This window comes from Neorhizobium alkalisoli, from assembly GCF_007829835.1.
GTDB lineage: Bacteria > Pseudomonadota > Alphaproteobacteria > Rhizobiales > Rhizobiaceae > Neorhizobium.
Genome location: NZ_VIWP01000007.1, coordinates 21973 through 46766, shown reverse-complemented (window position 1 = coordinate 46766; position 24794 = coordinate 21973). Strand labels below are relative to the sequence as shown.

Annotated in this window: 22 protein-coding genes; 11 read left to right on the top strand and 11 right to left on the bottom strand. The window is 60.4% G+C overall.

The features are described from left to right. Positions 1-109: 109 nt before the first annotated feature. The 4 genes from FHW37_RS23765 to FHW37_RS23750 all read right to left on the bottom strand — a co-directional run bounded on the left by FHW37_RS23765 (position 110) and on the right by FHW37_RS23750 (position 3966). A complete protein-coding gene (locus FHW37_RS23765) occupies positions 110-658 on the bottom strand; it encodes an RBBP9/YdeN family alpha/beta hydrolase (RefSeq protein WP_145640886.1) in 549 nt (182 codons plus the stop codon). A gap of 47 nt (positions 659-705) precedes the next feature. Further along, positions 706-2013, bottom strand: coding sequence for an adenylosuccinate lyase (gene purB / locus FHW37_RS23760; protein WP_145640885.1), 1308 nt, complete (start codon positions 2011-2013; stop codon positions 706-708). Positions 2014-2139: 126 nt separating this feature from the next. Next, positions 2140-2817 (bottom strand): ribulose-phosphate 3-epimerase, encoded by a 678-nt coding sequence (gene rpe / locus FHW37_RS23755; RefSeq protein ID WP_145640883.1) that lies wholly within the window; start codon positions 2815-2817, stop codon positions 2140-2142. A 78-nt stretch (positions 2818-2895) separates the two neighbouring features. Continuing rightward, a complete protein-coding gene (locus FHW37_RS23750) occupies positions 2896-3966 on the bottom strand; it encodes a branched-chain amino acid ABC transporter substrate-binding protein (RefSeq protein WP_145640882.1) in 1071 nt (356 codons plus the stop codon). A gap of 281 nt (positions 3967-4247) precedes the next feature. Between FHW37_RS23750 and FHW37_RS23745 the strand changes: the two genes are divergently transcribed. From FHW37_RS23745 to FHW37_RS23730, 4 genes are read left to right on the top strand one after another with little or no spacing between them, the layout of a single operon-like run. After that, positions 4248-4574, top strand: coding sequence for an XdhC family protein (locus FHW37_RS23745; protein WP_145640881.1), 327 nt, complete (start codon positions 4248-4250; stop codon positions 4572-4574). Next, positions 4574-5269, top strand: coding sequence for an XdhC family protein (locus FHW37_RS23740; protein WP_145640879.1), 696 nt, complete (start codon positions 4574-4576; stop codon positions 5267-5269). The genes FHW37_RS23745 and FHW37_RS23740 overlap by 1 nt, the downstream gene beginning before the upstream one ends. Positions 5270-5273: 4 nt before the next feature. Beyond that, positions 5274-6908: an NTP transferase domain-containing protein gene (locus FHW37_RS23735; RefSeq protein ID WP_145640877.1), complete on the top strand. Its 1635-nt coding sequence runs from the start codon at positions 5274-5276 to the stop codon at positions 6906-6908. 9 nt (positions 6909-6917) lie between these two features. Next, positions 6918-7256: a TfoX/Sxy family protein gene (locus tag FHW37_RS23730; protein ID WP_145640876.1), complete on the top strand. Its 339-nt coding sequence runs from the start codon at positions 6918-6920 to the stop codon at positions 7254-7256. 226 nt (positions 7257-7482) lie between these two features. On the opposite strand, the gene FHW37_RS23725 is transcribed toward FHW37_RS23730, so the two are convergent. The 5 genes from FHW37_RS23725 to bcp form a co-directional block, all read right to left on the bottom strand. After that, on the bottom strand, positions 7483-7899 hold the full coding sequence (locus tag FHW37_RS23725) for an NUDIX domain-containing protein (RefSeq protein WP_210249315.1): 417 nt from the start codon (positions 7897-7899) through the stop codon (positions 7483-7485). Positions 7900-7901: 2 nt separating this feature from the next. Further along, the gene (locus FHW37_RS23720; RefSeq protein ID WP_145640872.1) at positions 7902-9449 is read right to left on the bottom strand and encodes a DEAD/DEAH box helicase; all 1548 of its coding nucleotides are present in this window, start codon (positions 9447-9449) and stop codon (positions 7902-7904) included. A 196-nt stretch (positions 9450-9645) separates the two neighbouring features. Continuing rightward, positions 9646-10965, bottom strand: coding sequence for a M23 family metallopeptidase (locus FHW37_RS23715; protein WP_246690885.1), 1320 nt, complete (start codon positions 10963-10965; stop codon positions 9646-9648). 93 nt (positions 10966-11058) lie between these two features. Further along, the gene (locus FHW37_RS23710; protein ID WP_145640871.1) at positions 11059-11886 is read right to left on the bottom strand and encodes a ferritin-like domain-containing protein; all 828 of its coding nucleotides are present in this window, start codon (positions 11884-11886) and stop codon (positions 11059-11061) included. 27 nt (positions 11887-11913) lie between these two features. Further along, positions 11914-12387 carry a thioredoxin-dependent thiol peroxidase gene (bcp, locus tag FHW37_RS23705; protein WP_145640869.1) on the bottom strand — a complete coding sequence of 158 codons (474 nt, stop codon included), beginning with the start codon at positions 12385-12387 and terminating at the stop codon, positions 11914-11916. A gap of 110 nt (positions 12388-12497) precedes the next feature. Here bcp and FHW37_RS23700 point away from each other — a divergent pair, with 110 nt between their 5' ends. Further along, complete coding sequence (locus FHW37_RS23700; protein WP_145640867.1) at positions 12498-15905, top strand: DUF3971 domain-containing protein; 3408 nt, start codon at positions 12498-12500, stop codon at positions 15903-15905. 57 nt (positions 15906-15962) lie between these two features. Here FHW37_RS23700 and tyrS read toward each other — a convergent pair whose 3' ends face one another. After that, on the bottom strand, positions 15963-17216 hold the full coding sequence (tyrS, locus tag FHW37_RS23695; protein ID WP_145640866.1) for a tyrosine--tRNA ligase: 1254 nt from the start codon (positions 17214-17216) through the stop codon (positions 15963-15965). 242 nt (positions 17217-17458) lie between these two features. On the opposite strand from tyrS, the gene FHW37_RS23690 reads away from it, so the two are divergent. Continuing rightward, a complete protein-coding gene (locus tag FHW37_RS23690) occupies positions 17459-18643 on the top strand; it encodes a GGDEF domain-containing protein (RefSeq protein ID WP_145640864.1) in 1185 nt (394 codons plus the stop codon). A gap of 175 nt (positions 18644-18818) precedes the next feature. Next, positions 18819-19976 carry a GGDEF domain-containing protein gene (locus tag FHW37_RS23685; RefSeq protein ID WP_145640862.1) on the top strand — a complete coding sequence of 386 codons (1158 nt, stop codon included), beginning with the start codon at positions 18819-18821 and terminating at the stop codon, positions 19974-19976. Positions 19977-20061: 85 nt separating this feature from the next. Here the strand turns inward: FHW37_RS23685 and FHW37_RS23680 are convergent, their stop codons facing one another. Further along, positions 20062-20739 carry an alpha/beta hydrolase gene (locus FHW37_RS23680; RefSeq protein WP_145640861.1) on the bottom strand — a complete coding sequence of 226 codons (678 nt, stop codon included), beginning with the start codon at positions 20737-20739 and terminating at the stop codon, positions 20062-20064. Positions 20740-20972: 233 nt separating this feature from the next. Here FHW37_RS23680 and FHW37_RS23675 point away from each other — a divergent pair, with 233 nt between their 5' ends. The 4 genes from FHW37_RS23675 to sufC all read left to right on the top strand — a co-directional run bounded on the left by FHW37_RS23675 (position 20973) and on the right by sufC (position 24778). Next, complete coding sequence (locus tag FHW37_RS23675) at positions 20973-22139, top strand: cysteine desulfurase family protein (RefSeq protein WP_145640859.1); 1167 nt, start codon at positions 20973-20975, stop codon at positions 22137-22139. Positions 22140-22300: 161 nt separating this feature from the next. Beyond that, positions 22301-23770, top strand: a complete 1470-nt coding sequence (gene sufB / locus FHW37_RS23670) for a Fe-S cluster assembly protein SufB (RefSeq protein ID WP_145640857.1) — start codon at positions 22301-22303, stop codon at positions 23768-23770. 2 nt (positions 23771-23772) lie between these two features. After that, positions 23773-24018: a hypothetical protein gene (locus tag FHW37_RS23665; RefSeq protein ID WP_145640855.1), complete on the top strand. Its 246-nt coding sequence runs from the start codon at positions 23773-23775 to the stop codon at positions 24016-24018. Positions 24019-24022: 4 nt separating this feature from the next. After that, entirely contained in the window at positions 24023-24778 is a 756-nt protein-coding gene (gene sufC / locus FHW37_RS23660; RefSeq protein ID WP_145640854.1) for a Fe-S cluster assembly ATPase SufC, read from the top strand. Positions 24779-24794 lie beyond the last annotated feature (16 nt).

Genomic DNA, 24794 nt, shown 5'->3' with positions numbered 1-24794 from the left:
CCCGAAGGGGATTTTAGAGATTTCGGATTAAGTACAGCTTAAAATTGCCTTTCAAATCCATCACGTCACGGGACGTGATGGAGAAGGCTGCCGTTACGTCAGGGAAAGGTCAGAGCCGGCTCAAAAACTGGGCGAAGACCATCGTGCCTTCCGGCCATGGTCCATGGCCGGACTCGGAATTAATATGCCCGGATTCGCCCGCATCGACGATCATCGAACCCCATGCAGACGCAATTTCATCCGCGTGTTCGTAAGAGCCGAACGGATCGTTGCGACTTGCGACCGTCAGCGACGGAAAGGGCAGGGGATCGCGCGGATATGGCCCGAAAGTCATCAGGTGCTTCGGCCGTATTTCAGGATTGTCGACTTCCGGCGGTGCCACGAAAAACGCACCGGCCACCTTGTTCTTGAACAAGGGGACGGCATGCAGAACCGTCGGCACGCCGAGAGAATGGGCGACGAGCACGACAGGCTTCGTTGCTGCATTCACCTCTTCGGCGACGCGCGCGACCCAGTCTTCCTTGACCGGTTTCGACCATTCGGCCTGTTCCACGCGGCGTGCCGTTGTCAGCTTCTGCTCCCAACGGGTCTGCCAGTGATGCGGCCCGGAATTGGTATAGCCGGGCACGATCAAAATATCTGCGTCTGATGCTTTCATGCGCGCTATCTGGGTTTCCGGGCCGTCGTTATCAAGTGTTCAGGAGATCAGGCTTCGCCGAAGACGCGACGGAAGATCGTGTCGACATGCTTGGTGTGATAACCGAGATCGAACTTTTCGCGGATTTCCTCTTCGGAAAGCGCTGCACGGACTTCTTCGTCGGCCAGCAGTTCTTCGAGGAAGTCCTTGCCCTGTTCCCAGACCTTCATGGCATTGCGCTGCACGAGACGGTAGCTGTCCTCGCGCGAAACACCGGCCTGGGTGAGGGCCAGGAGAACACGCTGGCTCATGACAAGGCCTTTGAACTTGTTCATGTTCTTCAGCATGTTTTCTGGGTAGATCACCAGCTTCTCGACAACGCCGGCAAGCCGGTTCAGCGCGAAGTCGAGGGTGACCGTCGTGTCCGGGCCGATGGCGCGCTCGACGCTCGAATGGCTGATGTCGCGCTCATGCCAGAGAGCAACGTTTTCCATTGCCGGAACCACCGACATGCGCACGAGGCGCGAAAGGCCGGTCAGGTTTTCGGTCAGGACCGGATTGCGCTTGTGCGGCATGGCCGAAGAGCCCTTCTGGCCCGGCGAGAAGAATTCTTCCGCTTCCAGAACCTCGGTGCGCTGCATGTGGCGGATTTCGATCGCGACGTTTTCGATCGATGAGGCGATGACGCCGAGGATGGCGAAATACATGGCGTGACGGTCGCGCGGAATGACCTGGGTCGAGACCGGCTCGGGCTTCAGACCGAGAGCGGCGGCAACATGCTCTTCGACGCGCGGGTCGATATTGGCAAACGTGCCGACGGCGCCGGAGATCGCGCAGGTCGCGATCTCTTCACGCGCTTCCAGCAGGCGGGTCTTGTTGCGGTCCATTTCAGCATAGAAACGGGCGAAGGTGAGGCCCATCGTCGTCGGCTCGGCATGAATGCCGTGGCTGCGGCCGATACGGACCGTGTCCTTGTGTTCGAAGGCGCGTTTTTTCAGCGCTTCCAGCAGCCGGTCGAGATCGGCCAACAGGATGTCGGTGGCGCGCACGAGCTGCACGTTGAGGCAGGTGTCGAGCACGTCGGAAGAGGTCATGCCCTGGTGGACGAAACGGCTGTCCGGGCCGACGAATTCGGCCAGATGCGTCAGGAAGGCGATGACGTCATGCTTGGTGACGGCCTCGATCTCGTCGATGCGGGCGACGTCGAAAACGGCCTGTCCGCCCTTTTCCCAGATCGTCTCGGCAGCCGATTTCGGAATGACGCCGATTGCGGCCAGCGCGTCGCAGGCATGGGCTTCGATTTCGAACCAGATGCGGAACTTGGTCTCGGGCGACCAGATGGCAACCATTTCGGGCCGGGAATAACGGGGGATCATGGGTCTTCGTCTTTCTCAATCGCGTGTTGGCGTCGCTTTAGCAATTGACGAACGAAAGCTCAATCATTTGCCGTCACAGGACGCCGACGGGGTTAAATCCTTGTTCAGGCCGGAAGGGCGCAGCAGTTATGACCGGGCTGCTTCCGCGTTGGCCCGCAGCTTTTCGATGCTCTGGCGATAGGCCTCGACGGAACCGCCCTTGAAGATGGCCGAGCCAGCGACGAAGACGTTGCAGCCGGCAGCGGTCGCGGCGCCGATCGTTTCCGTCGTGATACCGCCATCGACTTCGAGTTCGATCGGTCGTGCGCCGATCAGCGCCTTGGCAGCACGGATCTTGTCATCCATCGCCGGAATGAATTTCTGGCCGCCGAAGCCGGGATTGACGCTCATGATCAGGATCAGGTCGACATCGTCGAGCACGTTTTCGATGGCCGAGAGCGGCGTTGCCGGATTGAGCGTTACGCCAACCTTCTTGCCGAGCGAGCGGATCGTCTGCAGCGAACGATGCAGATGCGGGCCGGCTTCGGCATGCACGGTAATGCTGTCGCAACCGGCCTTGGCGAAGGCTTCCAGATAGGGATCGACCGGCGCAATCATCAGGTGGCAGTCGAAGAAGGCGGTCGTATGCGGACGCAGCGACTTGATGACGTCAGGCCCGAAGGAAATGTTCGGTACGAAATGTCCGTCCATCACGTCGAGATGGATCCAGTCTGCACCCGCCTCGACGACGTCGCGGACTTCCTGTCTGAGCTTGGAAAAATCGGCGGCGAGAACGGAAGGCGCGATACGGATCGGCAGTGTCATGGGCAAAAACATCTCCGGTTGGTCCGCAGGCTCTAACATCGCCTTCGCAGGCAAACAACCGTCAAGCGGCGGTCTGGCCTATTCGGTGACGGGATGAACCTCGACAAAATCCGATCCCTGCCATTCGACGAGGTGGAAAGGGTTTTCCTTGAGTTCGTGATCCGCACCGAAGGCGATCGGGCCGATTGCCGTCGAAAACGTTCGGCCGATCATCGCATCGGCAAGCGGCCGCGTGGACGATGTCACCGCCTGGTGCGCGATTTCGGCCGCCGCATAGGCGGGCAGGGCATAACCGTCCGGCTCGGTATTGGCGGCCTTGAGAGCCGTGACAGCGGCTGTCGCCGAAGGCAAAGCTGCATAATTGGGAAGTGCGACCGAAAGAACGCCGTCGCGCAGGGAGACCGGCCGGTTCTGGGCGCGCAGCGTATCGCCGCCGATCAGCGTCAGCGGTACTTTCTCCGATGCCGCATCGCGGGCGATGATCGCGACATCATTGCGGTCGCCGCCGACGAAAACATGGGTGGCGCCCGTTTTTGCAAGACGGCGCACCAATGCCACCTGCTGCTCCTGGCCGGGACGGAACGTATCGGTGAAGACGGGGGTAATGCCGGCGGGCTCGAGCTTCTGCCGGATGGCGCTTGCGAGATCCCGCCCGTAGATCGTGCCGTCCTCCACGAAGGCTATCGGCTCGGCCTTCCAGTCGGCAAGGATTACCTGCGCCAGCTTGTCTGCTTCCGCGCCCTCGGCGGGCGCCATACGGAAAAACGGCCAGCCATTGCGCAGCGTATCTTCCATCAGGATCTTCGAGCGCACGGAAATCGAGATGGCCGGAATATTGGCGGCTTTCATCGGCGGCAATGCCGTCGTCAGGGTCTCGACGCAGAGAAAGCCGATGGCAATATCCACCTTGGCATCGACCAGAGCCTTTGCCGCCGCCGACCCACCGGTTTCGTCGCAGCTTTCATCAACCTCGACCACCTTGTCGCCCGCAGCCTGGGCTGCAAGTTTTGCGCCTGCAAAAATCTGCGCACCAAGAACCGAATAGGCGCCGGCTTTCGGTGCGACGACACCGATGGTCGCGGCTGATGCCGCCGTCCAGCTCGACAGGAGAGCGACGAAGCCGGCAATGACGAAACGATCCTGACGCATGTTTTCCTTCGGAAAGCCCTCGGTTTGACACGACATTTAGCCTGACGCGGCTGGTCGTCAAAGCGATTTGCGGATGCTCCCGGCAAAAACCATGGATCTTGCCTTCGGGAGGGCATGCTTCGTCTTGCGCATTTTGTCGCGCGGGCGCAAGTTTCGGCTTTATCCGTTCATTTGATCGTCAGCCGATCTTGCCGCCACCGCGGCGAGTGACCATGTCAAAACATCATTTACCGCACCGCGCCTGCGCTCCGCAGGATCACACAGCCGACAGGAGTGTCCTCATGACCTTGGGTGAGACCATGGATCCGTTATTGACGGCGCAGAACTGGAAGCAGGCTGGCCGCGGCGTCGCGATCGCAACCGTTGTCGAGACCTGGGGTTCTGCACCACGTCCCGCCGGCAGCCATCTCGTCATCGACGGTGACGGCAATTTCGAGGGATCCGTTTCCGGTGGTTGCGTCGAGGGCGCCGTGATTACCGAGGCACTCGATGTCATCACCTCCGGAGCGCCCAAAATGCTGGAATTCGGCGTTGCCGATGAAACGGCCTGGCGGGTCGGTCTTTCTTGTGGCGGCAAGATCCGCGTCTATGTGGAAAGGCTCGGCTGATGCTGCTCGATACGTTGGCAAGACTGAATGAGGCGCGCAGGGCCAGGCAGGCGGCTGTCGTCGTCACCCGTTTCTCGGGCGACGAGCCGGAAGTCGTTATCGAGGGCGATGAGCTCTCCGGTTCGCTCGGCGAGGAAATCGCCAAGGTTTTTCGTAGCGGCAAGGCAGCGACGGTCGAGATCGACGGCGCACCGGTTTTTCTCAACGTTCATCTCCCGCCGCCGAGGATTGTCGCGATCGGTGCCGTGCATATCACCCAGGCGCTGGCGCGTATCGCGCCCGTTATCGGTTACGATCTGACGATTATCGACCCACGCACGGCCTTTGCCACGGAAGAGCGTTTTGAAGGTGTTGAGCTGATCGCCGATTGGCCAGAGGACGTCTTGAAGGACCGCCCGTTCGATGCCTATACGGCCGTCGCAGCCGTCACCCATGATCCCAAGATCGACGATTTTCCGCTGTCGGAAGCCCTGAAGGCCGGCTGTTTTTATGTCGGCGCACTTGGCAGCCGAAAGACCCATGCAAAACGTGTCGAGAGGCTGAAGGAGATGGGCCGGACCGATGACGAGATCTGTCGCATCGCTGCGCCGATCGGGCTCGATATCGGTGCAGCCAGTCCCGCGGAAATCGCCCTCGCCACGCTGGCGGAAATCGTGCAGGCATTTCGCCGGCGCGATCTTGTCACTCTGCGGTGACGCCTTGAAATTCGGGAATTTCGACCTCGACGCGGCGGAAGGCACGGTGCTTGCCCATAGCGTCCGCATGAGGACAGGGCGCTTGTCGAAAGGACACCGGCTGTCGCAATCCGATATCGCGGCTCTTGCAGGCGAGGGGGTAACATCGGTGGCGGCCGTTCGCCTCGATCCCGGCGATCTGCTGGAGGATGAGGCTGCGTCGCGCGTCGCCGGTGCCATCGGTCCGGATCACTTGCAGTTTTCCGAGGCGACGACCGGCCGCGTCAATGTCTATGCCGGTGTCGATGGCCTGTTTGTTGCCGACAAGACGGTTGTCGATGCGCTCAACCGTGTCGATCCGGCAATCACGCTTGCCTGCCTTGCAGATCATGTTGCCGTCCGTGCAGGCGATATGGTCGCGACCATCAAGATCATCCCGCTTGCCGTTGCAGGCGAAAAGGTCGAGGCTGCACGTGCGTTGCTGGCGGGATCGGTAGCTTTCGAGGTCAAGCCGTTTCGAGCGAGAAACGTCGTTCTCATTGCCACCGAATTGCCGGCGCTCAAGGCTTCGGTCATGGATCGCACGGCAAAGCTTCTGGAGCGGCGGCTGGCATTATCCGGTAGCCGGCTAACGAAAGAAATCCGCATTCCGCATGATTCGGATTGCCTCACCGAGAGTTTACAAACACTTGGCAAGGGTCGAGATCGTGAGCCGGCAATGTATATTGTCTTTGGCGCCTCGGCTGTTGCCGATGCGGACGATGTCATTCCGGATGCGATAAGACGGGCAGGCGGCGAGGTGGAGCAGGTCGGCATGCCGGTCGATCCGGGCAATCTCATCGTGCTGGGTCGGATCGGTGATGTGCCGGTAATCGGCGCGCCGGGCTGTGCCCGCTCGCCGAAGGAAAACGGTTTCGACTGGGTCCTGCACCGCCTGATGGCCGACGAGACGCCGACGGCTTTCGATTTGACCGGCATGGGTGTCGGAGGATTGTTGATGGAAATTCCCGCAAGGCCGCTGCCGCGCGAAACCGCCGTGGAGAGAAAGGCTGCCCTGTCGGTCGGCGCATTGATGCTGGCTGCTGGCCAGGCAAGGCGGATGGGCAAGGATGGGCCGCACAAGCTGCTCGCCGAATTCGATGGTGTGCCGCTCGTTCGTCGCACCGCGCAGATGCTGCTTCGCTCGGCCGTCACGCCTGTCGTCGCGGTAACCGGCCATCGGCGGGAAGAGATCGAGGCTGCTCTCTCTGACCTCGATCTGGTGATGCGCAGCAATCCGGACTATGCGTCAGGCATGGCAAGCTCCCTGGTCACAGGTTTTTCCAGTTTAGAACTCAAGGACAGAGATGGCATCCTCGTCATGCTGGCGGATATGCCGGGCGTAACGGCGGAAAATATCGATACCCTGATCGCTGCATTCCGCGAGGCCGGTGGCAATGTTGTCGTGCGCTCGGTATCGAACGGCAAGCGTGGCAACCCGATCATTTTGCCGCGCGCGGTTTATGAGGCCGTCCGGCAGCTGGAAGGCGATGTCGGCGCGCGTGCCATCATCGAGACCTGCGGCCTGCCGGTCGTCGATATCGATATCGGTGCAGCCGCGCATCTTGATGTCGACACGCCGGAGGCTGTCATGGCGGCCGGCGGCATATTGCGGGGATAGGGGTGTCTTATGGACAATGAAGCCATTGAGGAAATGTTCGAGGGGCTCGGCCCGGTTTCCATCCGCCGCATGTTCGGCGGCAAGGGCATCTATCACCGCGGCCTGATTGTAGCGATCGACCTGCGCGACGAGATCATGCTGAAGGGCGATGCCGTCTCTGCACCCGAGCTGGAAGCGGCCGGCGCCCGACGCTGGTTCTATGAAGGCAAGAAGGGCAAACCGGTATTGATGCCCTATTGGTCTGTGCCGGAAGAGGCTTTCGACGATCCCGACGAGATGCGAAAATGGGTCAGGCTCGCTTATGAGGCGGCGCTGCGCGCAGAGGTTAAATCGGGCGCGAAAGCGTAATTGTGTCAGTTTTGCAAAATCGCAAGGCAGTACAAGATTTCGCATATTGATTGGGCAGGGATACCGGTTGTATATTTGCTGTGTATTGGGGGATGAAGGCTTGCCGGCAACGGCAGATTGACATCCAAACATATCCAAAAAATCATTTCATTAAGTCGAGCCGCTACGGGAAACCGCAGCGGCTCTTTGCTTTTGAAATCCTGGAAATAGTGGAGAAATCGCGCGATCAGCGCGTCAGATGACGGAAAGCGGTCTTTGAAAAGATCGAGAGGGGCTGCGGCAGGTCGTCAAGGTCGAACCAGCCCATGTCCGAAAGCTTGTCCGGCTCGGTCAGCTGCGGTTCGCCGCTATAGTCGCGGGTGACGTAGATCAGGGAAACCCAGTGCTGCCGGTCGGCCTCGACCATTTCCTCGGCAATGCAGAGGAAATCGATATGGCCGATCGAAAGGCCGGTCTCTTCTTCCGCCTCGCGGCGGGCAGCATCGGCGGAATGTTCGAAATGGTCGATCTTACCGCCGACGATATTCCAGTGCTCGGCTTCCGGCGCCTTCATCCGGCGGTACAGCAATACCTTGCCGTCATCGCGCAGAATGACGAGCCCTGTACCAAGGCCGGGGAAATCGATGCCGGGAAGGCCTGACAGGGTCAGGCCTTGACTGCGGTATTGGCGACGATCAGCATGAATGCCGGAATGTCATCGCCGAAGCCGACCGGGGTCGGGCCATCATCGTGATCGCGGTGGTAACGCTGGCGACGGTCGCTTCTGTCGTCGTTTGCGGGCGACGGGTTCGGCCGTGCATTGCGGTTGCCACCATTGTTCTGCGGCTTCCTGTCTGCCTTGCGTTCCGGTCTCACGTTTTCCACCCTTGTTTCGACGAAGGCCTCTTCAACGGCTTCGCTCTGATTATCTGCGATCTTCATGTCAGACTTCCGACCGGAATCACGACCGGATTCACGAGCCGAATCGCCACGATCACCGCGGCGGCCGCGGTCCCTATCACGATCACGGCCCTTGCGGCTACCGCGTTCGTTGTCATGGCTCTCCATCGGAGCGGGCAGGGCGGCAATGTCGCCGTTTTCCCACTCGATCTTCTCGTTGATCAGCTTTTCGATGGCATCGAGGAATTTCGTATCGGCGCGGGTCACGATCGTGAAGGCACGGCCCGAACGGCCGGCGCGGCCGGTACGGCCGATGCGGTGGACATAGTCTTCCGCATGGATCGGCACGTCGAAATTGAAGACGTGGCTGACATCGGGAATGTCGAGGCCGCGGGCGGCGACGTCGGATGCGACGAGCAGCTTGATATTGCCGTCCTTGAAGTTGGCAAGCATCGTCGTTCGCGAGCGCTGGTCCATGTCGCCATGCAGGGCGCCGACCGAGAAGCCGTGGCGTTCCAGCGAGCGGAACAGGTCGGCGACATCCTTCTTGCGGTTGCAGAAGATGATGGCGTTCTTGAGGTCTTCCTGCGCCTTGATGAGATCGCGCAGCACGGCGCGCTTCTCGTAATCCTTGTTGTGAGCGGCGACCAGGCGCTGCGTCACGGTCTTGGCGGTCGAGGACGGCTTTGCGACTTCGACACGTTCCGGGTTCTGCAGGAAGCGATCGGCCAGCTTCTGGATTTCCGGCGGCATGGTGGCCGAGAAGAACAGCGTCTGGCGGGTGAACGGGATCATCTTGGCGATCCGTTCGATATCCGGGATGAAGCCCATGTCCAGCATGCGGTCGGCTTCGTCGATAACGAGGATTTCCACGCCGGTCATCAGCAGCTTGCCGCGTTCGCAATGGTCGAGCAGGCGGCCGGGCGTGCAGATCAGAACGTCGGCGCCGCGCTCAAGCTTGCGGTCCTGTTCGTCGAAGGAAACGCCGCCGATTAGAAGCGCGACGTTGAGCTTGTGATTCTTGCCGTATTTCTCGAAATTCTCGGCGACCTGTGCTGCCAGCTCGCGGGTCGGCTCGAGGATGAGGGTGCGCGGCATGCGCGCACGCGCTCGGCCCTTTTCCAGGAGCGTCAGCATCGGCAACACGAAGGAGGCGGTCTTGCCCGTGCCGGTCTGCGCGATGCCGCAAATATCGCGGCGCTGCAGGGCATGCGGGATCGCTCCGGCCTGGATCGGCGTGGGAGTTGTGTAGCCGGCGTCTGTGACGGCGGAAAGGACTTTCTGGCTCAAGCCAAGATCAGCAAATGTGGTCAAAGGAAATTCAGTTTCCGTTCCATTGCGAGGAAGAAAACCGGCGCCTTGGAATGCAGGCAGACCGGCTGGCCCGCGACATAGGATTAAAACGCCGCAAAGTCAAGGAAACGGGGTGCATTGCACCGAAACTGGTGAATGAAAGTCGATCCCGGCAGGGGCAATTCTTGCATTGGCTGGAAATAAGCCTTTGCAGCGGTCAGTTGAGGTAGGTGGTAAGCTTCATGCCGGCATTGAGGAAATGGATCGGATCGACAGGTTCGCCATCGCGCCGGACCTCGTAATGCACATGCGGACCGGTGGAGCGGCCGGTCGATCCTGCACGTCCGACAACGTCGCCGGCAGCGACCGTATCGCCCACCCTGACGAGGATGCGCGACATGTGGCCGTAACGGGTGGTGATGCCCTGGCCATGGTCCACCTCGACCATGTTTCCATAGCCGGCAGCAGGCCCGGCGGCGATCACCTTGCCGGCGCCGGTGCTCTTCACGTCGTCGCCGACATCAGCCTGGAAATCGATGCCGGAATGCAGGGCAAGGCGGCCGAGAAACGGATCCATCCGGTTGCCGAACTGGCTGGTGACGCCGTGGCCGGGAATGGGGTTGGAAAACGGCAGGTCGCGCGCCGTCTCCCGCACGCTCTCAAGCCGGCTTAGTGCCGCATCGAGGTTGTTGAGGGAGTTATCGAAAGGGGCCGAAAAGAGCTGCGGCTCGACGAAGGGGCCGCCAATGCCGCCTTCCTGCATGGCAAGGGATTTGCCCTGTGAGTGCTCGGCCGAGGCGGCGGCAACATCGACGCCGGTGCGGCGCAGGATCGAGGTGATCGCATCAGCCGTCTCCGATGCGCCGGCCGTCAGATCGGTGATCTTGGCGATCTGCTGTTTCTCGATATTTTTGAGCGACAGCGTCACCTTCGAAAACACCCGGTCGGCGCGATCTGCGAGGTTTTCACGCAAGGCCGTATGGGCAAGCGAACCGATCTGCTCATTGGCTGGCGCAGATACCGAAGCCGTCGAGTTATCGATCATCTTGCCGATGGCGCCGAGGCTGTCACTGGCCGGCGCCTGTTTTCCGCCGTCGCCGATCGCGGCCGGCATCTGAGATGAGGTGAGGCCCGATTCTTCGGCCCGATTGAGTAGCGAATTCAGCTTGCCGTGCCGTGAAAACAGCGCGTCTTGCTGCTCCATCAGCTTTTCCACCTTCTGCTCGACGACCTGCTGGTCGAGAAGCTGGCGGGAGGTGATGCGATCGAGCTGGGCGCGCAGGCCGGAAATCCGGTCCTCGTATTCATGCTGCATGCGCGCCTGACGCGCCATGGTCGCGCCGATCAGATCGTCGCGGATCACGAGATAGGTGGTGGCTGCGAGGTAGCCGATAACCAGAAGGCCGATCGTGCAGAGGCCGGCTGCTGCCATCCACGGGCGGATGGACATATGGCGGATCTTGTCGCCGCTCGCGAGGATGAGCACGCTCTGTGGGGCGCGTCTGCCAAAGACGGGGCTTGCCGTTCCGTTCGCCACCTTTTGCTCCTGGAAATGCGACTCGTCGGATGCTGATATCCTGTCGGAGCAATAGAGCGCTTTATGGTTAATAACCTGTTAGCGAATAGACGTTCAGCCGCTGCTTGTGGCCGTCAATGAGCGGTAAAAGGACGGCGTCAGGCCGGCTTCGGCGCGCGCCACATCGTTGAAGGGCGGCTTCAACGAGCCGCGGAAATTGGCGCGAACAAGCTCCTGAAACGTTCTTGCCGGATCCTTGCGCTCCCGGGCGCAGAGAAAGCGGAACCATTTGGCGCCGATTGCCACATGCCCCTTTTCATCATTGTAGATGACGTCCAGTACGACTGCGCTTTCCATGTCGCCCGTCTCGCGCATCTTTGCCTGCAGGGAAGGCGTGACGTCGAGACCGCGCGCCTCGAGGATAAGCGGCACGACGGCAAGGCGGGCAGTCAGATCGTTGCGGGTGGAATGAGCGGCCTGCCAGAGGCCGTCATGGGCCGGCAGGTCGCCGTAGTCGGCGCCCAGATCTCGTAGCCTGTCGCGCACCATGCGAAAATGCTTGGCCTCCTCGAAGGCGACGGTCATCCAGCCATCGAAAAAGGAAGCCGGCACCGGTTCGGTGGCAAAGCGCGCAACGATATCGAGTGCCAGATCGACGGCATTGAGTTCGATATGGGCGATCGCGTGGAGGAGGGCAATGCGGCCGGGTTTGGTATGCAGCGACCGCTTGCCGACTGCCTTCGGCGGCACCAGTTCCGGCTTGTCCGGCCGGCCTGGGCGCAAGGGCAGGGCAGGGTCGAGCGGTGAGCGCAGCGAAAGGCGGCGCTCGAACCAGCGAGTCGCCGTCTCCTGCGCCACGGACGTTTTCACATCGAGATCGGCGGACGAGATCGCAAGCGTCGCGCCGCCTCGCAAGGATGTGATCTTCGGTCCGTCCGCCATGGTCTTCCTGCCTCTTGTTTCGCCGGCTTATTGGGAGAGGTTTCGTGCGCTTTCGAGCACGGCCTCGGCATGGCCGGCAACCTTCACCTTCGCCCAGATCTCGGCAATCTGCTCCTTCGAATCGATCAGGAACGTGCTGCGCTCAACGCCCATATAGGTCTTTCCATACATGCTCTTTTCCTTCCAGACGCCATAGGCCTGGGCAAGAGCCGTATCCTCGTCCGATCCGAGAATGATCGAAAGACTATGTTTCTGGGCGAACTTGTCATGCTTGCGGACCGGGTCGGGGGAAACGCCGATCACCACTGCACCGGCCTTCTCGAATTCCGGCAGAAGCGCCGAAAACGTCACCGCTTCCGTCGTGCAGGCCGGCGTGTCGTCCTTCGGATAGAAATAGAGGACGACGGTCTTGCCGGCAAAATCGCCGAGCTTGACCGAGCCGCCGCCGTCGCGCGGAATATCGAAACTGGGGGCAATGTCGCCGATCGCCAAATCAGTCATGGTTTTCCTTTCTTTCGCCGGTATCTTGAGAGAATGTCGACGCAATCGGTATATATTGGCGCGCGCGACGTCCAGATTGGTATGCGCATGAAAAGGATGTTCTCAGCCTGATGGCGGAAATTCGCGGCGAAAGGCTCAGATTCAGCCGAAAGGATATCGTGCCTTTGCATGATCTCCCCTCCGCGCAGGTGGAGGATCCCATCATCGTGCATTGCCCGCCACCGCGCCGCTCGCGATCGCGGCGTATCGGCAAAACCTGCGTTCTTTTCCTGATGCTGGTTCTCGCAGCGATCGGCAGCGCCGTCGTCGCCATCGAAGGCGGCATCGTCGATGGCGCGCTGTCGACGCGTGCCCAGTCCGCTCTCAATGCCGCGATCGGCCCGCGTTATGTCGCGACCGTCGGCTCGACCGTCATCCGGTTTGATTCGGGGTTTCGACTCGCGATCGAGGCACGAGACGTCGATATTATCGAGCAGGCAAGCGGCGAGCATCTGAGCCATGCCGCGGCCCTGCGCATGGCCGTCGGGCCGCTGGCGCTTCTCTCCGGCCGCGTCGAGATCAGCAATATCGAAGCGCAGGGCATCCGCCTCGACACCGCGCAATTGCCATCCGGCGATCCGATGCCGCTCTCGCAGGTCAGGGTCGATGCCGCGCCGGCCCTTTTGGAGCAGGCGTTTCAGCGTTTCGACGAAGCGCGTGGCCTGATCGAACGCACGGGAACGGCCTCGGTCAAGATCGCCGGCATCGAGATCCTTCTGCCGGCCGCCCCGGGACGCCAACCGCTGAGCCTCGTGATCAACGAGCTCGATCTTGCCAGAAGCGAAGACGGCGAGGTTGCGGTCAATGGCTCGGTCAGTCTCAATGGCAAGCGAGCGGTTCTCGCTGCCGGATCGAAGACGGTGGACGGCGTCACCAGCTCGCTGTCGGCACGGCTTTCGGGACTGGATGTCGCCACCTTCCTGCTGCAGCGCGACCCTGACGGGCAGCCGCGCGAAGGACTGGACAGTTCGCTCGACCTGCAGCTTTCGGCCGTCCGTTCCCGCGAGACCGTTAAACCCGTGATCTCGGCCGTGCTGAACCAGTCACCCGGGCGCTTCTTCTTCGATGGCATCGAACAGACGTTCAGCGGCGCCAATATCAACATCGCCTACGACTTTACCAAGAACTCGATCGAGATCCTCAAGTCCGAAGCCCGATTCGGCCCGACCATCCTGCCGCTCACCGGTGGCGTTATCGACCTCAGCCGGCTTGATGCCAATGACAAGCGTCCCGGTTTCGGCCTTGACCTCCTTGTCAGCGGCGGCACGGCGGCCGGCGCAACGAATGGCGAGCAGCCGGCCAAATTCGATCTGAAAGGCGTCGGCCGTTACCTGTCGGCCGACCGCGAACTGCAATTCGACGAAATGGCCGTATCAAGCCCGCTCGGCCGCATGGCCGGCGCGCTGAAAATCCGGTTTGGCGATCAGTCTCCGGAAATCTCCTTCGGTGCCCAGTTACCGCAAATGCAGCTGACCGGCGTCAAGCAGCTCTGGCCGTTCTGGATGGCCCGCAAGCCGCGTGACTGGGTGATGCAGAACATGTTCGGCGGCACGCTTACCAATGCAACGATCGGTGTCTTCATCCCCGCCGGACGTATGAAGGGGCCGGGCCAGCCACTCAACCTCAACAAGAACGAGTTGCGTGTCAGTTTCGATCTGGCCGACGGGCGCGTGAACCTTCCCGGCGACGTTCCGCCGCTGCGCGATGTCTTCGGTCATTTCGACCTCAAAGGCGAAGCCATGCAGGTGGATATCACCAAGGCCGGCTCCTTCTTCCCGTCAGGCCGTTCGGTTTCGGTCGATGGCGGGCGTTTTTCCATTCCCAACACCTATGCAAAACCGCTGATGGCCGAGATCGCGTTGAAGCTTAGCGGTTCGGCCGATGCCGTGACGGAACTCGCGAGTTTCCAGCCGATCAATGGCCTCAAGGGGACGGATTTCAAGCCCGCCGATTTCACCGGCAATGCGACCGTGGACGTCAAGGCACGCATGGGCCTGATCAAGGACCAGAACCCGCCGAAACCATCCTGGAATGCCCATGTGAACCTGTCCGACGTGGCGCTGGCGACACCGATGTCCGGTCGCAGGATCGCCAATGTCAACGGAACGCTCGACGTCGATCCGCAGGCGGCGCGCCTGAACGGCAAGGGCACGATCGACGATGTGCCGGCCGATATCATGCTGGTCCAGCCGGTCGATTCGGCATCGCCCGTCAAGCGTGAGCAGGTGATCAAGGCCGTGCTCAACGACGACCAGCGGGAAAAGCTGGTGCCGGGCCTGTCGGATATCGTGCAGGGCAGTGTCGGTGTCGAATTGACGAAGCTGGATGACGCACGCCAGGGTGTCAGCCTCGACCTGACCAAGTCGGCTTTGTCCATTCCGTGGATCGGCTGGACCAAGGGCAATGGCGTTCCTGCCAAGGCGCAGTTCGAGCTGACGGGCGAGGGCGAGCAGCGCACGGAGCTGCACAATTTCCAGCTGGACGGTGACGGTTTCGGCGCCAAGGGCAATGTCACCCTGTCGGGCGGTTCTCTGTCGTCGGCGGAATTCTCCAATGCCCGCCTGTCGCCCTCCGATAATTTCAGCGTGGCGATCAAGCGTTCCAAGGGCATCTATGACATCAGCATCGGTGGCGCCTCCGCGGATATAAGGCCGATCATCACTAAGCTGCGTTCAGACAGCAATTCCTCCGGTGACAAGGGCAAATCGCAGGATTCCGGCGGTGCGACGCTGCGTGCCAAGCTTGATCGTCTTGTCGGCTTCAACGACGAAAACCTGTCCAACGTGACGGCCCTGATTTCCCTGCGTGACGGCAGTTTCACCACGGCTGATCTCTCTGCCGTCAGCGGCAGTGGCCAGGCGGTCGTCAGCGAAATGAGCAAGGGCTCGACGATCTCGATCACCAGCGGCGATGCCGGTGCTTTTATCCGTTTCGCCAATCTCTACAACAATATGCGCGGCGGCCTGCTCAATCTGCGGCTCAAGGCTCAAGGGTCGGACTGGGTTGGATCGCTCGATATCCGCAGCTTCTCGCTGGTCGATGACCAGAGGCTCCAGTCCCTCGTCTCGACACCGGTCGGCAAGGAAGGCGAGAGCCTGAATGCGGCGGTGAAGAAGAATATCGACGTCAGCGCCGCAAAATTCCAGCGCGGCTTTGCTTCCATCGCCTACAAGGACGGCGCGCTTTCGGTCGGCAATGGCGTCGTGCGCGGCGAACAGATCGGCGCGACCTTCCAGGGCATGCTGCGCGATGCCCGCGGCAATATGGAAATGACCGGCACGTTCATGCCCGCCTACGGCCTCAACCGTCTCTTCGGCGAGCTACCCTTGATCGGCAACATTCTCGGAAACGGACGTGACCGCGGCCTGCTCGGCATCACGTTCAAGCTCGAAGGGTCCTTCGACAAGCCAAAGCTTTCGATTAATCCGCTGTCGCTGATCGCGCCCGGCGTCTTCCGCCAGATTTTCGAATTCCAGTAACGGAAAAGGCCGCCCGAAGGCGGCCTCTTGATCTGTTTCTCTGGTAGATTGTCCGGCTCAGGCCGGGCGCACCAGAATGTGCTTCTTCTTGCCGAGCGACAGCTTGATCACGCCATCACCGGTGACTTCGCCGGTGCCGATCAGCTTGCGCTCGTCGGAGATGGCGACGTCGTTGATGCGCACCGCGCCGCCCTGCACATGCCGGCGGGCTTCGCCGTTCGAGGCGGCAAGGCCGGCCTTGACGATCAGCGCCAGCAGGCCGATGCCCGCTTCCAGCTCTGCGGTCGGCACTTCGATCGACGGCAGGTTGTCGGCAAGCGCGCCCTCCTCGAACGTCTTGCGGGCGGTCTCCGCCGCTTCCTCGGCAGCCGTGCGGCCGTGCAGGATGGCGGTGATCTCCGTCGCGAGGATCTTCTTCACCTCGTTGATCTCAGCACCACCCAGTGCCGAAAGCCGGGCGATCTCGTCCATCGGCAGCGTGGTGTAGAGCTTCAGGAAGCGCGACACGTCTGCATCCTCGGTATTGCGCCAGTACTGCCAGAAATCATAGGCCGACAGCATGTCCGGGTTGAGCCAGACTGCGCCATTGGCCGACTTGCCCATCTTGGCGCCCGAGGACGTGGTCAGGAGCGGCGAGGTCAGTGCGTAGAGCTGCGGTGTCCCCATCCGGTGACCGAGGTCGATGCCGTTGACGATATTGCCCCACTGGTCCGAGCCGCCCATCTGCAGCCGCACGTCGTAGCGCTTGTTGAGCTCCACGAAATCGTAGGCCTGCAGGATCATGTAGTTGAATTCGAGGAAGGACAGCGACTGCTCGCGGTCGAGGCGCGTCTTGACGCTGTCGAAGGACAGCATCCGGTTGACAGAGAAATGACGGCCGACATCGCGCAGGAATTCGAGATAGTTGAGGCCGCGCAGCCAGTCGGCATTGTTGATCATCAGCGCGTCCTTCGGACCTTCGCCATAGGTCAGGTAATTGGCGAAGACGCGCTTGATGGAGGCGATATTGCTCTCGATCGTGTCGATCGTCATCAGCTGACGGGCATCGTCTTTGAAGGACGGATCGCCGACCATACCGGTGCCGCCGCCCATCAGCGAGATCGGCCGGTGACCGGTCGCCTGCATCCAGTGCAGCATCATGATCTGGATCAGGCTGCCGGCATGTAGGGAAGGGGCCGTCGGGTCATAGCCGATATAGGCGGTCACGGTTTCCTTGGCGAACAGTTCGTCGAGACCTGCCTCGTCGGAGATCTGGTGAATGAAGCCGCGCTCGTCGAGCGTGCGAAGGAAATCGGACTTGAACCTGGACATCTCTCTACTCTGTGGATGTGTTTCAGTTATGGGAGCCGGGATCTAGCACCGTTTCCGAGCGGAATCACTTCAAAAAAGCAGATGGGTTTGATGCATGCCGGCGATCATCTGTGGGGAAGCGCTGGACCCTAGCAGATCTAGCAATTATCAGGCGGCCCATAGAGGTTTAATCTTTCATTTCCGCGCGGGCTCTAATGTACGGCCTGAATAGCGACATTTCATTTCTGCATATTGATGGTTTCATGAACGGAGCGGTCTTTTTTCTGGCGGTGAATTTCATCGTCGCCATCTGTTTCAGCGCCGTGTTCGCGGTCGTCTCGACGCGCAGCCTGTCGCGCGCGGCTGCCCGCTGGTTTGCGGCCGGCTTTGGTATTGCTTCCCTGTCCGCGCTCTGCGAACTCCTGATCGCTTATGCCGATTACCAGATGGTCTGGGCGGTCGGTGCTTTTCTGACGGTTCTCGGCGGCATGTTGCTGCTGCTCGTCGGTATCTGCCGGCTTTACGGCAGGCCGATCCCCTGGCTTCTCATCGGTGGCTTTTTCCTGGCAAGCGCCATCGAGTGCATTCTGATCTATCCGCTGCAGCGTGGAACACCGCTGCAGGCCTTTGCCTATCAGACACCGTTTGCGCTGGTCATTCTGGCGAGCTCAGTGGTCGTGCTGTTCTCCGCGCGCCGATTGCCCATCGATCGCGGCCTTTTTGTCCTGCTTCTGGTGACGGGGCTGCATTTCTTCGCCAAGGCGGGTCTTGCCGTTCTGGTCGGAGCCGGCTCGATTGCGCGTGACTATGTCCATACCAATTACGCGCTGATTTCCCAGAGCGCGACGGCGGTGCTGATGGTCTCGGTTGGCCTGACGCTGCTCTCGGTCCTTGTTCTTGAGATCATGGCGGACGAGCGCAGCGCTTCGGAAATGGATGCTCTTTCAGGCATTGCCAATCGCCGTGGTTTCGAGCGGGGTGTCAAGGCGGCGATCGCGGCGGCGTCCTCCTATCCGCATGCCGTCGTTCTCTGCGATCTCGACCATTTCAAGCGTATCAACGATACCTTTGGCCATCACGGCGGCGATGCGGTGATCGAGAGTTTTGGTGCTCTCTTGCGCTCGAGCGCGCCATCAGGCGCGATCCTTGGCCGGATCGGCGGCGAGGAGTTTGCAGTCTTTCTGCCGAAAACCACGGTCGAAGTGGCAGCATTGTTTGCGCAGGCGCTGAGGGCAGGGACGATGACGATGTCCGTTGCGGGCATACCGTCCTTGAACGTCACCGGCAGCTTCGGTGTCGCGCATCTGACGGCACCGGATCAATCCGAGCAGATGTTCCGGCAGGCGGATATGGCGCTTTATGAGGCCAAGCGCAGCGGCCGCAACTGCGTGCGGCAGGCGAACCAGGATCCGCATGTCAGGCATGTCCATCTGCGGCCGATCAAGTGACCAGGCACATGCCGGAGAGCCTCCGGGATTGATGACTTTTCCGTCGCCCGGTTTGCAGCGTGTTAACCGAGCGATCAATCGCTAACGGGTTTTAATATTTTGTTCTCGCGACGGCCATAGAGTACCGCTCGCAGTCTCCCATGCCATTTAATTTATCGGGTTTATTTGATCTTCCATGTCTGCTGCCGCGTTCTTTTTGGTGGTGAACCTCTTCATCGGCCTATGTTTTAGCGCCGTATTCGCAGTTGTATCCATCTATAGCCGCTGGCGTTCGGCAGCTCTGCTTTTCTCTGCCGGCCTGTTCATCGCATCGCTGACGATGCCGGCCGAACTGGCAGTCGCCTATGCGGGCAATCCCGAGTTCTGGGCGATTATTGCCTATGACACGGTTCTCGCCGGTCTGGTTTTGCTGCACAGGGGCATTGCTCTTCTTTACGACAGACGTTTTCCAAACTGGGTGGCTGTCGCGACCTTCATCGCCGGCACGGTGATCTATCTCCTGATCCGCGATATCCCGCTATCCTGGTGGGGCTACGGTTTCCTCTATCAAGGCCCTTATGCGCTGGTAACCTTTGCCGCCGCCGCCAACGTTTTCCTGTCCGACCGCAGAACGCCGATAGACCGGGCTCTGGCCATCGTCCTTCTGTTGAGCGGCCTGCATTTCTTCGTGAAAGCTGCACTTGCCGCGGTGATGGAGCGTGGGGCATCCGCAAGCGCTTACGTCTCGACCGATTATGCCGTCATATCGCAGGGCATCACGGCCGTGCTGATCGTTTCCGTCGGTCTCATGCTGCTCGCCGTGCTGACACTGGATATCATGGCCGTCGAACGCGGGCGTGCGGAGCGCGACAGCCTTTCCGGTCTTGCCAATCGCAGAGGTTTCGAGACGGCGGTGAGGCTGGCGATCCGTAAGAGCGGCGAGCGGCAACATGCCGTCATTCTCTGCGATCTCGACCGTTTTAAGTCGATCAACGACACTTACGGCCATCATGCCGGCGATATGGTGATCACGGCCTTCGGAACGATGATTTCCGCGCAGGCCGGGGCCAATGCAATCGTCGGCCGAATTGGCGGCGAGGAATTTGCAGTATTTCTGCCCGACACGTCGCCGACGGTTGCCGTCGCGGTTGCTGAAACACTGAGGATCGGCGCGCGAAAAATGATGGTTCCTGGGCTGCCGGGCGGGTTCGTCGTCACGGCCAGTTTCGGCGTTGCCATTTTGGGGGCGAGGGGCAGTCTGGAAATCGCCCTGCGTCAGGCCGATGCGGCGCTTTATGACGCCAAGCGTGGCGGCCGGGATTGTGTGCAGCAAGCGCGTAGCGTGGCCGCCTGATCCCCGATTGATCTGACTATATTCCGGAAACGAAAACGGCCGCCCGAGAGGCGGCCGTCTGTTTTGTAGCTCTGTTGCGATCCGCTCAGCGGATGCGCTTGGCAGCCGGTTCCGGCACCAGTTCGCCGTTGAGACGGCGGTCGAGATAATCTTCGCATTCGCCGAGCAGCGTATCGACCTTGCCGTTGAAGAAATGGTTGGCCTCTTCGACGACCTTGTGGGTGATCAGAATACCCTTCTGGGTCTTCAGCTTTTCCACCAGCGCGTTGACGTCCTTCTCCGGCGAGACCTTGTCCGAATCGCCGTTGATGATCAAACCGGACGACGGGCAGGGCGCCAGGAACGAGAAGTCATAAATGTTCGGCTGCGGCGCGATCGACATGAAACCTTCGATTTCCGGGCGGCGCATCAGAAGCTGCATGCCGATCCAGGCGCCGAAGGAATAACCGGCGACCCAACAGCTCTTGGAATCCGGATGCAGGCTCTGCACCCAGTCGAGCGCGGACGCGGCATCCGACAGTTCGCCGGCGCCGTGGTCGAATTCGCCCTGGCTGCGGCCGATCGAACGGAAGTTGAAGCGGAGTGTCGTGAAACCGCGCTTCTGGAACATGTAGAAGAGCTGGTAGACGATCTGGTTGTTCATCGTGCCGCCGAACTGCGGATGCGGGTGCAGGATGATGGCGATCGGTGCGCTCTTTTCCTTGGACGGCTGGTAGCGTCCTTCCAGGCGGCCGGCTGGGCCGTTGAAAATGACTTCGGGCATCGGTACTCCGGTCAATGTGTTCAGGTTCGAAACCGGGCTGTCGAGTTTGACTTGACGAAGCCGCTCAGCTTTTCTAGAACTCAGTTTAGAACCATTCGAAACTTGGGCATGGTTTAGCATTGCCCGATGGGATGTCTCTTAAGGCAAGGCCGCCCGAAATTTCAAGAAAAATGCGGCATGGCCGGCCGCAGCAGGCAATTTGACTGCAAGTAGAAACGGAACGCGTTTAAACCATGGCGGTAAATCGCACCTATCTGGACTGGAATGCGACGGCGCCGCTTGGCGCGCCGGCGCGTGCGGCCATGATGGAAGCGCTGCTTCTGCCGGGAAATGCGTCTTCCGTGCATGGCGAGGGCAGGGCGGCCCGCACGGCCGTAGACAAGGCGCGTCGCCAGGTGGCGGCACTCGTCGGTGCCGAACCGGTGCATGTCACCTTTACCAGCGGCGCGACCGAAGCCGCCAATCATGTGCTGACACCCGAGTTCCGCATGGGCCGTGCTCCGCTGAAGGTCAGCCGTCTCTATGTTTCGGCGATCGAACATCCGTCTATCCGCGAGGGTGGTCGTTTCGATCCGGCTGACGTTACGGAAGTTGCCGTTACGTCAGATGGCGTCGTCGATCTTGCGGCGCTTGAAACAATGCTTGCCGCCCATGATCGCAGCGCCGGCATGCCGATGGTCGCCGTCATGCTCGTCAACAATGAGACAGGCATTATCCAGCCGGTCGAAGAGGCGGCAGCGCTTGTGCATGCGCATGGCGGCCTGATGGTGGTCGATGCCGTCCAGGCGGCAGACCGTGTGTCGGTCGATATCGCAGCGCTCGATGCCGATTTCCTGATCGTCTCCTCGCACAAGATCGGCGGCCCGAAGGGTGTCGGCGCGCTGGTGTCGCGCGGCGAGGTGCTGATGCCCAAACCGTTGATTCGCGGCGGTGGCCAGGAAAAGGGCCATCGTTCCGGGACCGAGAATTTTCATGCCGTCGTTGGTTTTGGTGCAGCTGCGGAAGCGGCCTTGCATGAGTTCGGTGATCGTAATGGCCGTATTGCCGCTCTTCGCGATCGTCTCGAGGTCGGCATGCGCGAACGGGCATCGGATGTGATGATCCATGGCGAAAACGTCGCGCGTGTCGCCAACACGTCCTTCTTCACTTTGCCGGGACTCAAGTCGGAGACCGGGCAGATTGCCTTCGATCTCGAAGGCGTGGCGCTGTCCTCGGGTTCTGCCTGCTCGTCCGGAAAAGTCGGCGAAAGCCATGTCCTGACGGCGATGGGCCGCGATCCAAAGCTTGGTGCGCTGCGTATATCGCTCGGACCAGAGACGACGGAAGACGACATCGACCGGGCGCTTGCCGCCTTCGGAAAAATTGCCGGTCGGCGCAAGCTGACCGGAGAGGCTGCCTGAAACAAATTTGGGCGGTTGCTAAATTGCGGAAAGCCAAAATTCCGCTTGCCAAAAGGTGGGAAAACCGCCTTCTGGCGCCTACATGGGGAGGCGAAAAGCATTTCCCCGAAATGATGACCAGAATTGCCGGAATTTGACCCGGCAAGAATTTGGAGACTGACATGCCTGCCGTTCAGGAAACGATCGATCAGGTCCGCGGGATCGACATCGACCAGTACAAATACGGTTTCGAGACTGTCATCGAAGTGGACAAGGCCCCCAAGGGTCTGTCCGAGGACATCATCCGCTTCATCTCGGCCAAGAAGAATGAGCCGGAATGGATGCTGGAATGGCGCCTCGACGCCTACAAGCGCTGGCTCACCATGGAAGAGCCGAGCTGGGCGCGCGTCGATTATCCGAAGATCGACTTCAACGACTATTATTATTACGCAGCGCCGAAGAACGTCACCGGCCCGGCTTCGCTCGACGAAGTCGATCCGGAACTGCTCAAGGTCTATGAAAAGCTCGGGATTCCGCTCAAGGAGCAGGAAATTCTCGCCGGCGTGAAGACGCCGCGCGTGGCCGTCGATGCTGTTTTCGATTCCGTCTCGGTCGTCACGACATTCAAGAAGGAACTGGAAAAGGCCGGCGTGATCTTCATGTCGATCTCGGAAGCCATTCGCGAGCATCCGGACCTGATCAAGAAATATCTCGGCTCGGTCGTGCCGACCACCGACAATTTCTACGCGACGCTGAATGCCGCCGTCTTTACCGATGGTTCCTTCGTCTTCGTGCCGAAGGGCGTTCGCTGCCCGATGGAGCTGTCGACCTATTTCCGTATCAACGAGAAGAATACGGGCCAGTTCGAGCGCACGCTGATCATCGCCGAGGAAGGCGCCTACGTTTCCTATCTCGAAGGCTGCACGGCACCGCAGCGCGACGAAAACCAGCTGCATGCGGCGGTCGTCGAGCTCGTGGCGCTGGACGATGCCGAGATCAAGTATTCGACCGTTCAGAACTGGTATCCGGGCGATGCCCAGGGCAAGGGCGGCATCTACAATTTCGTCACCAAGCGTGGCGATTGCCGTGGTGCCCGTTCCAAGATCTCCTGGACGCAGGTCGAAACCGGTTCGGCGATCACCTGGAAATACCCGTCCTGCATCCTGCGTGGCGACGATTCGCGCGGCGAGTTCTACTCGATCGCTGTCTCGAACGGTCACCAGCAGATCGATTCAGGCACGAAGATGATCCATCTCGGCAAGAACACGTCGAGCCGCATCATCTCCAAGGGAATTTCCGCCGGCAAGTCGCAGAACACCTATCGTGGTCAGGTCTCGGTCAATCGCCGTGCCGAAAATGCCCGCAACTTCACCAATTGCGACTCGCTTCTGATCGGCGACAAGTGCGGCGCCCATACGGTGCCTTACATCGACGTGAAGAACGCATCGGCGCAGATCGAGCACGAGGCCACCACCTCGAAGATCTCCGACGACCAGAAATTCTACGCCATGCAGCGCGGCATTCCGGAAGAAGAGGCGATCGCCCTGATCGTCAACGGCTTCGTCAAGGATGTCATCCAGGAACTGCCGATGGAATTTGCGGTTGAAGCGCAGAAGCTGATCAGCATCTCGCTGGAAGGTTCTGTGGGGTAACGATGAACCGAGACGAACAGTCCGATATGACTGCGGGTATGAAGGTCACAGTGTTGGCTGTCTTCGCATCTTGTATCGGACTCTTCGTCGGACTTGCAGGTCTGATAGGCGATTGGGCTTTGGCCAAATCCATTGGAGCTGTTTCACTTGCTGTTCTCGCCGCAATCATCTGGGCCTCGTCCGAGCTTGTCGGCAGCAAAATGATGGATCGCTTCCTTTACGGAAGAACAAACAAATCAAGAGATTAAAAAGATGCTTGAGATCAAGAACCTGCACGCCCGCATCGCCGAAGACGGCACCGAGATCATCCGTGGCCTGAACCTCACCGTGAAGCCGGGCGAAGTTGCGGCCATCATGGGCCCGAACGGCTCCGGCAAGTCGACGCTTTCCTACATCCTCTCCGGTCGCGAGGATTACGAAGTCACTGAAGGTGACATCCTCTATAACGGCGAAAGCATTCTGGAACTCGACCCGGCCGAGCGCGCCTCCAAGGGCATTTTCCTTGCCTTCCAGTACCCGGTCGAAATTCCGGGCGTCGCCACCATGCAGTTCCTCAAGGTCGCGATGAACGAGCAGCGCAAGGCGCGCGGCGAAGACGAGCTGACGACGCCGGACTTCATCCGCCGCGTCAAGGAAGCCGCTGGCGAGCTGAAGATCAACATGGACATGCTCAAGCGTCCGCTCAATGTCGGTTTTTCGGGCGGTGAGAAGAAGCGCGCCGAAATCCTGCAGATGGCGCTTCTCGAACCGAGCCTGTGCATTCTCGACGAGACCGATTCGGGCCTCGACATCGACGCGCTGAAGATCGTCGCCGACGGCGTCAACGCGCTGAAGTCGCCGGATCGCGCCGTCATCGTCATCACCCACTACCAGCGCCTGCTCGACTACATCGTGCCGGACACGGTTCACGTTCTCTACAAGGGCCAGATCATCCGCACCGGCGACAAGGAACTGGCGCTGGAACTGGAAGCCAACGGCTACGCCGACATCATCGGCCAGGCCGCCTGAGCGCCGAAAGGAACGT